This window comes from Oceanobacillus sp. B139/18 (assembly GCF_055524595.1).
Window position 1 is genome coordinate 68,289 of record NZ_JBVFXI010000010.1, and the last position, 9,039, is coordinate 77,327.

The 9,039-nt window shown below is 37.0% G+C and carries 8 protein-coding genes; all 8 read right to left on the reverse strand.

Translation table 11 applies throughout. The features are described from left to right. Nucleotides 1–125: 125 nt before the first annotated feature. The 8 genes from ACZSMY_RS21195 to ACZSMY_RS21230 all read right to left on the reverse strand — a co-directional run bounded on the left by ACZSMY_RS21195 (nt 126) and on the right by ACZSMY_RS21230 (nt 8,811). Complete coding sequence (locus ACZSMY_RS21195) at nt 126–800, reverse strand: response regulator (RefSeq protein ID WP_042532250.1); 675 nt, start codon at nt 798–800, stop codon at nt 126–128. A 7-nt stretch (nt 801–807) separates the two neighbouring features. Continuing rightward, on the reverse strand, nt 808–2,298 hold the full coding sequence (locus ACZSMY_RS21200; RefSeq protein WP_244882370.1) for an ATP-binding protein: 1,491 nt from the start codon (nt 2,296–2,298) through the stop codon (nt 808–810). A 357-nt stretch (nt 2,299–2,655) separates the two neighbouring features. Next, nucleotides 2,656–3,681 carry an iron chelate uptake ABC transporter family permease subunit gene (locus ACZSMY_RS21205; protein ID WP_042536012.1) on the reverse strand — a complete coding sequence of 342 codons (1,026 nt, stop codon included), beginning with the start codon at nt 3,679–3,681 and terminating at the stop codon, nt 2,656–2,658. A gap of 34 nt (nt 3,682–3,715) precedes the next feature. Further along, nucleotides 3,716–4,705, reverse strand: coding sequence for an ABC transporter permease (locus ACZSMY_RS21210; RefSeq protein WP_465148272.1), 990 nt, complete (start codon nt 4,703–4,705; stop codon nt 3,716–3,718). Between the two features lie 44 nt (nt 4,706–4,749). Next, nucleotides 4,750–5,793, reverse strand: coding sequence for a siderophore ABC transporter substrate-binding protein (locus tag ACZSMY_RS21215; protein ID WP_042532248.1), 1,044 nt, complete (start codon nt 5,791–5,793; stop codon nt 4,750–4,752). Between the two features lie 575 nt (nt 5,794–6,368). Further along, complete coding sequence (locus ACZSMY_RS21220) at nt 6,369–7,148, reverse strand: iron ABC transporter ATP-binding protein (protein WP_042532246.1); 780 nt, start codon at nt 7,146–7,148, stop codon at nt 6,369–6,371. Between the two features lie 420 nt (nt 7,149–7,568). After that, nucleotides 7,569–8,285 (reverse strand): DsbA family oxidoreductase, encoded by a 717-nt coding sequence (locus ACZSMY_RS21225; protein WP_256705759.1) that lies wholly within the window; start codon nt 8,283–8,285, stop codon nt 7,569–7,571. A gap of 73 nt (nt 8,286–8,358) precedes the next feature. After that, nucleotides 8,359–8,811: a DUF2188 domain-containing protein gene (locus ACZSMY_RS21230; protein WP_042532242.1), complete on the reverse strand. Its 453-nt coding sequence runs from the start codon at nt 8,809–8,811 to the stop codon at nt 8,359–8,361. Nucleotides 8,812–9,039: the final 228 nt, after the last annotated feature.

A 9,039-nucleotide genomic window follows, 5' to 3' on the forward strand; every position in this document is an offset into this window, starting at 1 on the left:
TTTATTTTGTTCATTTCGTTCACGCTATCCATTTGTTTTAAAAAGAAAAAAATTGCAGAGGAAGCTGCCCTGCAATTTTTTTCATATAAACTGCCGTAAAACTTCAGCTTAAGTGAAGTTTTGTTTTATAACCGATAATATCTGCGCTCCGGTCTGCCAACAGCCCCATATGCCAAGTCTGCCTTTATTTCTCCCAAAGAAGTAAGATATTCCAGATAACGCCGGGCTGTTGTGCGGGAAACACCTATGTGCTCTCCCATTTTCTCTGCTGCTACTCCTTCTTTAGTTTGATCAATCTTTTTTTTAATTTTATTTAAGGTTAAAGGATCAATTCCTTTTGGTGTCCGCTGCGCTTCTATTTCTATACTTCCTTTTAACCCAAAATGATTATCTAAAAAATGCTGATTAACCGTCTCCTCATTACTAAAACGCTCATTAAATAACTGGTAGCGTTTAATGGACTCAATGAGCCTCTCCTGTTTAATCGGCTTAATCATATAATCAAAAACACCCTTACGAACTGTCCGCTGAATCATATTTTTTTCGGATGCAGCTGAAATAATAATGGCATCAATTTCTCCTTGGATTTTTCGTAATTCCTCTAAAATCTCCAAGCCTGAAATATCTGGAATATAGAGATCCAGAATTACCAGATCAATTGGATATTTTTCTGCAAATCCAATTGCTTCTTTTCCATTTAATGCTTTGCCAACCAATTTTACATTGTCGAGATGTTCGATGAATTCACTGTGAATCTCAGCGATACGATAATCATCTTCTACTATCAGCGTTTGTATCATACATTCATCACCCCGTCTTTTTCGCCTGTTGCTTGGGAATAAATATGGTGAAAATGGTTCCCTCAGCCAGATTACTTTTGACTTCAATTCTGCCGTTTAGATTTTCAATTGTTTCCTTAACCATAGCTAATCCATACCCGCGCGTTGTTTTATCCTTTGTGGAGAATCTGCGGTGAAAAATACGATGGATATCTTTTTTACCAATTCCAACTCCATTATCAGCTACTTCAAAAATATAGTCATGACCGATATCCGTTGAGAAAAACTGGACCGTTCCGTTTTCTGTCTCTCTCACAGCATCCAGAGCGTTATCAATCACATTGCCTAAAATAGTAATCAAATTTGTCGGTTCAATATAATCTGCCATTTCGGACAGGGAACTATAATCATCAATCAGGAAATTAATTTTTAACTCGGAGGCTTTCCCTATCTTTCCTAATAAAATAGCCTGTATCGTTTTATCGCTGATTTGGTCGTATACGATTTTATTTTGCGTTTCTACCGTCTGTGTCTCTTTTTGAATCAATTCAATTGCTTCTTCAAAATTTCCAAGCTGGAGCATCCCTGAAAGTACATAAAGCCGGTTCGTATATTCATGCGTCTGTGCTCTGAGTTCTTCGGAATAACTTCTTACTTCTCCTAAGGTATCAATGATTTCTTTCAATTCTGTTTTATCACGAAAACTTAATACAGCCCCCCTTACTTGGTTCTGATTATAAATGGGAACCATATTAAATATGATATGCCGATCATTTACTTCCACTTGCTTATTACGGCATACTTGTCCGTTTTTAATCAGTGAGGATAATGGAAGCTCGGGCAGAACTTTTGAAATTGGCTGATTAAAAAATGCCTTTTGCTTGCCGCTGAGCAATTTCTCAGCAGATTGGTTCATTAATTGAATGACTCCATCTTCATTAACTGCAATCATTCCCTCGTGAATCGCTGAAAGAATAGCATTCCTCTCACGATACAAAGAAGTTATTTTATGAGGTTCAAATCCCATTAATTGACCGCGAATATTTCGAGTCAGCAGCAGTCCGCCGATTGTTCCCACAAATAGTACAATGACAGAAGGCAGAATTAATTTTTTAATATTTGATAAAATCGTTGCATTAATATCTTTTATCATATATCCGACAGAAACAACACCAACAATGTCACCTTCATAATTCCAGACAGGTGTCTTTCCCCTTAAAGATGGTCCCAGACTTCCTTCTGCGCGCGAAACATAGGATTCACCATCTATAAGCGCCGCATCATTATCGCCTCCTACCATGTTTTTGCCCAGCTTATCCTGATCCGGATGAGAATAACGAATCCCTTCCGTATTTCCGATAACAATAAATTCAGCCCCTGTTAATTTCCTCATTTCTTCAGCGATCGGCTGTATCGTTTCCTCAGGTGATGCTTGTGAAAAACCTTCACGAATGGAAGGTATATTTGCTACCATTTGCGCTGTTTGTAAAGCTTGTTCACCAATTTCCTCCTCCGTCATTTCTACTTCCATATAGCTGTAAAAAGCCGTTAGTAATATGGTTACAAATAAGATTAGTCCAATAATAAGTACAAGAATCTTGGTGAGTAGATTTACTTGGTTTAACCGGTTTATGATTATAATCACCTCCTATGGTAAGCGTTTACTATATTATTTATTATACTACCTTTATTTGTACTATCTACATTTTCTAAAAATTAAAATAAGAAAAGAGAGCATTTTTTACCAAAAAGTTCTATTTATAGAATGTCCCCATAGACAGACCGCACAAAAAATCCTCAAACCTGTTGAATGCAATCACATACTGCTTTTAACAAGTTTGAGGATATAAAATATGAATAAACTTAAATTTATTTATCATAACGTCTTTCTCTTTAAGATAATAATTAAAAATGTTAGCCCGCCAGCAATTTCAATAATAATGGAAACGACGCCCTGCGCATTAAATACATGGTTCATAATAAAATATGCACCAGTTAATACCAAGAAACCAATAGCAAGAGCCATAGGAAAAATATATCTGTGGTCATACGTCTGTGCTAACTGATAACTCAACGTTGCAACCAAAAAACCAAAGAAAGTAAGCGGTCCAACTAAAGCCGTTGAGATGGACATTAAAATAGAAACTAGTACAAGAACATAAATGATACTAAATTTATGATTCAATCCTAATGAACTAGAAATCTCTTTTCCGAGCGATAATACATTCAATCGCTTAGAATACGCAAGAAGAAGAACTGCTACGATGATGACAATCGGAATCGCAATCGGAAAATATGCTGCATCCGCATTATTAACAGATCCAAACAGCTTTGCCTGTAAAATATCAAACTCGGAAGGCGCAAGCAGTTTTCTCATAAACGTTGATAAAGACCTTAGTCCTGTTCCAATAATGATACCGACCAAAAGCATAAGTTGTAAATTTCCATACTTTCCGGAAAGTAACCACCCATACAGTATCAAACACATCGCGACCATAATAGCTACTTGAAATAAAAACGATCCAGTACCCATATAACCTATAAATGCCGTGGTACCAAAGAAAAACATGGTACTCGTATGTATTGTGGAGTAAAGTGCTTCAAATCCTAAAAGCGAAGGAGTGATCACCCGATTATTCGTAATCGATTGGAATGCAACGGTCGCCAGACTCTGACAAACTGCAGCAATAATCATGGAAACAATAGCTACCATTCTTCTTTTAGCAACTGGGATAAAGGAAGGGGAGTCTACTGGAACCGGGTTATTATAAACTAAAAGTCCATACGAAGAAAGAATGCCTAATCCAATAAGCGTTATCAACAGTATCCAATAACGTCTTTCCTCCTTTTTAGAACGAAAAGCTTTAGATGGTTTATCATTTTTAAGAAGGCTAGAATTCATTTTGACATTTTTTTCATTAGTATATTCCAATTCGTTATCCCAGCCTCCTTCTTCTTAATAAAATAACAATAAATACAACTGCGCCCACCGTTCCAAGTATCAAGGATACAGGTACTTCAAATGGCATGATAACGGTGCGGGATATAATATCAGCGGCGGTTAGAGCCGCCATTCCGGACACACTTACCCATGGCAGGTTACTTCTTAAATCATCGCCTCTAAACATGGAAACAATATTTGGTACAATCAAACCTAAAAATGGTAAGTTTCCAATAACAGCGGCAACAATTCCAACTGCAACAGCAATAAGAGCCGTACCAACAAGAACAATTGTATTATAACTTACTCCAAGGCTTTTTGTAACATCCTCCCCTAATCCAGCTAGTGTCAGTCTATTAGCATAGATAAAAATAAGAAAAGTAACTACAACAATCAGCCATAAATATTCATATCTTCCAACCTGAATCGATGCAAAAGAACCTACAAACCAGGTTTCAACACTTTGTGACATTTGAAAAACGAGCCCGACAAACGTGGAAACTGCTGAAATAACTGCGCCAAGCATAATCCCAATAATCGGAACAATTAAAGACGAACGAAGTTTAACTCTTCTCAAAAACAAAAAGAAAACCATCGTTCCTATAAAGGAAAAAATGATTGCTCCAGTCATTCTTTCAACTAAAGATGGTGCGGGAATTAATAAATAAACGAAAACCAACCCCAAGCCTGCCCATTCAATCGTTCCTGTTGTGGTAGGTTCAACTAAACGATTCTGTGTAATAAGCTGCATGACGAGTCCAGACATTGCCATTGCAGCCCCAGTAAGCATGAGTGCAGCTGTCCTTGGGATACGGGTAATGAAAAACATATCCATTCCATCTTCGCGTCCCCGTATGTCATAAACTCCGACAGACATGGAAATAACGCCTAAAATAATAACAATGAGGATTGCTAATATAAAAGGCTTTGTCCATATTTTTTGATGATTAGAATGCAGGGGCTGAGAATTCCCAGCCCCAAACATTTTTTGTTTTGTATTTTTAAGCACTATAGTTATACCCCTCTAAATTACTCTGCTAAAGTTTCTGCAAGATCTTCAAATAATTTAGTAAATGTTTGTATAGATTCATTTGTATACGTGTCTGCCGGTGCATAAACGATTTGTCCTTCAGAAACAGCTTTTGTGTTTTGAAGAGCAGGTGCATTATCGATTACATCTTGAGCAGGACTTGCTTCTTCTTCAGATGATACAGCAGCATCACGGTCCATGACGAAAAGCCAATCAGGATCGGTTTCTGCAATAGCCTCAACAGAAACATCATCACCTTGGTGATCTGCAGAAGCTTGATCAATTTCTAACGCCGGTGTCCAATCGAAAATATCATATAATGGGCCCCAAACCCGGCCGGAATGAGGAGCTGCAAAATTAATATCTCCTCCAGATACTATAACACTCATGATTGTATCTGTCCCGTTATAAGCTGATTTAGCATCTTCAATGGATTGTTCAAAATCAGCTATTAATTGTTCAGCTTCTTCGTTTTTATCAAAAATTTGTCCAAGAGAGATTGTAATATCTTTAAATCCGTTCTCTAAATTTTCTCCGGGTGTGTCAGCTTCCTCAGAAACATCAAAATTAAGATCAATAACTGCTGCATCTGGCACTAATTCTTTTATATCTTCATAAAATCCTCCAAACCTTTGGCCCACAATAACAAGATCAGGATCTGCAGCTGCGATAAGTTCAAGGTTTGGTTCACGATGGTTTCCTATATTTTCAATTGATTCATCACTTGCATAAGGTATATCCTCAGGTATTAAATCTCTTGGAGCAGCAGCTAATTCAACTCCCCAATCAGATAATGTTTCAAACGTTCTATTATCTAAAGCTACCACGTTCTCTGGATTTACTGGAACTTCAACGGTTCCGTGAGCATCCGTAATTTCAACCGTTGCATCTTCAGAAGAACCCTCCGTTTCAGCAGACTCATTTCCTTGGTCATCGGCTTCTTCGTTTTCACTGCCTGAATCGGAGCAAGCAGCCAACACCAAAGCAAAAATTGCGAATATTGCTATAATAAACGTTGACTTAAAAAAGTTTGATTTTCTCATTTCTCCTACCTCTTCCCCTATGTATATTTTTTTGATGAGCAGACTATTGGATTGATTAAATCAATACCCGCATTATATTTTGCGCTTGATTTAAAAAAATAATTCCTGTTTTACTATAGTGCATTGATATAACCTAACACATTGATAATGATAATCAATCTCAATTAGCTTGTTTAAAGTATATCAAATAAAAAAACATTGTCAACTGTATTTTTTAATCTTATCTCTTGTACGATTATCACCAATTAAAAATTCCATTATTCTCGTTTTATTCTCAACTGCAATTGCGACAATCCAGATGAGAATAATTACTTAAACAATGGAAAGAAACCGCTTAAACACGATTTTCATGAGAATGTGAAACTATTTGGTTGAAAAACGATGTTTCAACATCATCGACATGCGTACTCCTGACAAAAGGAGTACGCATGGATCAAATCAATCGTTTTCAAGCAGCTGCACCTGCTCAAGTTAAGTTATCCTAGCAAAGATATATTCATTGAGAAAGCATAAGGTTTGGACATTTTTAAGAAAGCAATTATTGGATTTACCCATCATATATAGGGTTTAAACAATTAGCCGCTTTTACTTATATGTGAGTCAAAGTATACACAAAAACGACAGCCGTTTTGCATATGGACCGGAATATGCATATCATAGATTTCGTTTAATGCTTCTGAATTAATGATTTCATGTGTCGGACCGTTTTTTACCAGGCGCCCCTCTTTTAAAGCTACAATCTGATCTGAATAAACCGAAGCAAAGTTAATATCATGCAATACAATCACAACTGTTTTCCCCAGCTCATCGACAAGCTTGCGTAATATTTTCATAATCTGTACAGAATGCTTCATATCCAAATTATTCAACGGCTCATCCAATAAAATATATTCCGTGTCTTGGGCAATAACCATGGAAATAAACGCACGTTGCTTTTGACCGCCAGACAGCTCATCTAAGAATTTATGCTGGATATCTGTTAAATTCAAATATTCAATGGCTTGATCGACAATCCGATTATCTTCTTCATTTAAACGGCCTTTCGAATAAGGATAACGGCCAAAGGATACTAATTGGCGAATCGTCAGTTTCACAGTGAAAAAATTCGCTTGTCTTAAAATGGCAATGCGCTTCGCAAATTCATTTGATTTCATATTCTTTACATTGTTTTGGTCCAGTAATACATCTCCTGTGTCTGCATCAAGCAAACGGCTTACCATGGAAAGCAGCGTTGATTTCCCTGCACCGTTTGGTCCGATAAACGATGTAATTTTATTAGGCTGAATTTGAACCGATATATCATTTACGATAGATTTATTCCCATATTTCTTTGTCAATCCTTTAATATCAATCATGTCATCGCCCTACTTTCTTTAAGTATTAAATAATAAAATAGAAGTATGTGAAAAAAGGATAGCTAATGTAGTTAAGTGTAAAGCTTCATTAAATATAAGGCATTTCCACCAAAAATACATCAACCTTTCTTATCCTGAAATTTTACTTAAATTAATCTAGATAATAATTATTATCAAGTTCTAATTGTTCTAAATAAGAATGATATTCATTATCAATTAGATAACAATACCTAGTATATCAAATTTTCAGCCATCGTCAATGGCTGATTTATGTAAATATGACGATAATCAAAAAAACTGCCGTTTCCGGCAGTTTTTTTGATTATTCTGTTCAATTTTTCGTCAAATTTATTGATAATAGTTCGTTCAATAAGGGTACTCCCATTCATTTACAGGTATATATGGAATAGATTACTACGTTTATTTTTTCTCACAACCATCACCTGTACAATAGGAGGTTTTATTCTCATTTGGGTTCAATGATTGCAAAACAGGCGTTTCCTGTTCTTCCTGCCACACCTTTTCAAGTACCTGTGTAAAAGCTTCTTCTGGCTGTGCACCGGACACGGCATATTTTTCATTAAAAACAAAGAAAGGAACGCCCTGGACACCAAGCTGCTTTGCCAAATCTATATCTTCATTGACTTTATTACGGAATTTACAGCTGTCCAATACATTTTCAACACACTCTCTCTCCAAACCCACTTCTTCCGCTAACTGAATCAGTGTCTTTTTATCACTCAACTGTTCGGAATCAGTAAAATAGGCTTGAAAAAAACGTTCTGTCAGTTCCGCTTCCTTTCCATTCTCGGCAGCTAATTTAGCAACTCGATGCGCGTCAAATGTATTCCCGTATTTCATCGTATCAAAGCGGTAGGTCAAGCCTACTTCTGCTGCCTGCTCCGCTACCTGTTTATTCATTTCATATACTTGTTCTAAAGACATTCCCTTCAGCTCAGAAAAAGTTTCTGCGAAGTTCTTTCCCGGAAGATGCTGTGCATCCGGATCAAGCTGGTAGCTTCTAAACTGAACTGCTACTTGTTCACGATGTGTGAATTTCTCCAAGGCATGTTCAAACCGGCGTTTTCCGATATAACAAAAAGGACATACAAAATCAGACCAAATTTCAACTTTCATTTATGTTCACCTCAATTTCCTCACTTATTTTAGCATAAGGAAACCTGGGAACAAAGTAATCTGCATTCCTTCTTTAGTCATATTTGCGAGTCTCTTCAACCGTCCCATCTGCACGATAAACCGTCAGGGAGGTTCCTTTATTTTTAGCAATGTCTTTCGCTCTTTTCACCGCTTCCTCTTTTGTATCAAATCGTTCACTTGCCTGACTGGAACCGGAAGAGCCGACAGCCCATCCTTCTTCCTGCTTATAGACTTCCTCTCCCTCCTCCAGCCGCTCCGGATTATTTGTTTTTTCTTTTCCTTCCTTTGAGCGCTGGGTCGGTTTTCCGCCTTTTTCATAGCTTTGAATTTCTTCTTTATCCGCGTTCTTATACCATTCTTTAGCCTGCTCCGTAGCTATTGGAATTGCCCTGTTCTCCTTATAGCCATCATCCAGCATTGAATTTGCGATATCAATGGCCTTTTTACGGACAGGTTTTTCTAGGTTTTTCATTGAGCTTGGATAATCATTCATTGTCCAAACCATTAAAATGCCTCCTTTTTCCGTAGTGTAAGTAGCTGTAAGGGTCATTTTATAAGGACTTTTCCCTTTTCAAAACACATTAAACATTTTTATAGCCAATTATTTCTTCTAAAACGTCACTTGGCCTTTAAGCATCGGTGTTCTTGCTGTATGGTAAAATGTTCCGTCAAGATTACTTTCTGTGCATGGAAGCGACTCCCTGTATTTCATATCCATACTGTTATGATTGGA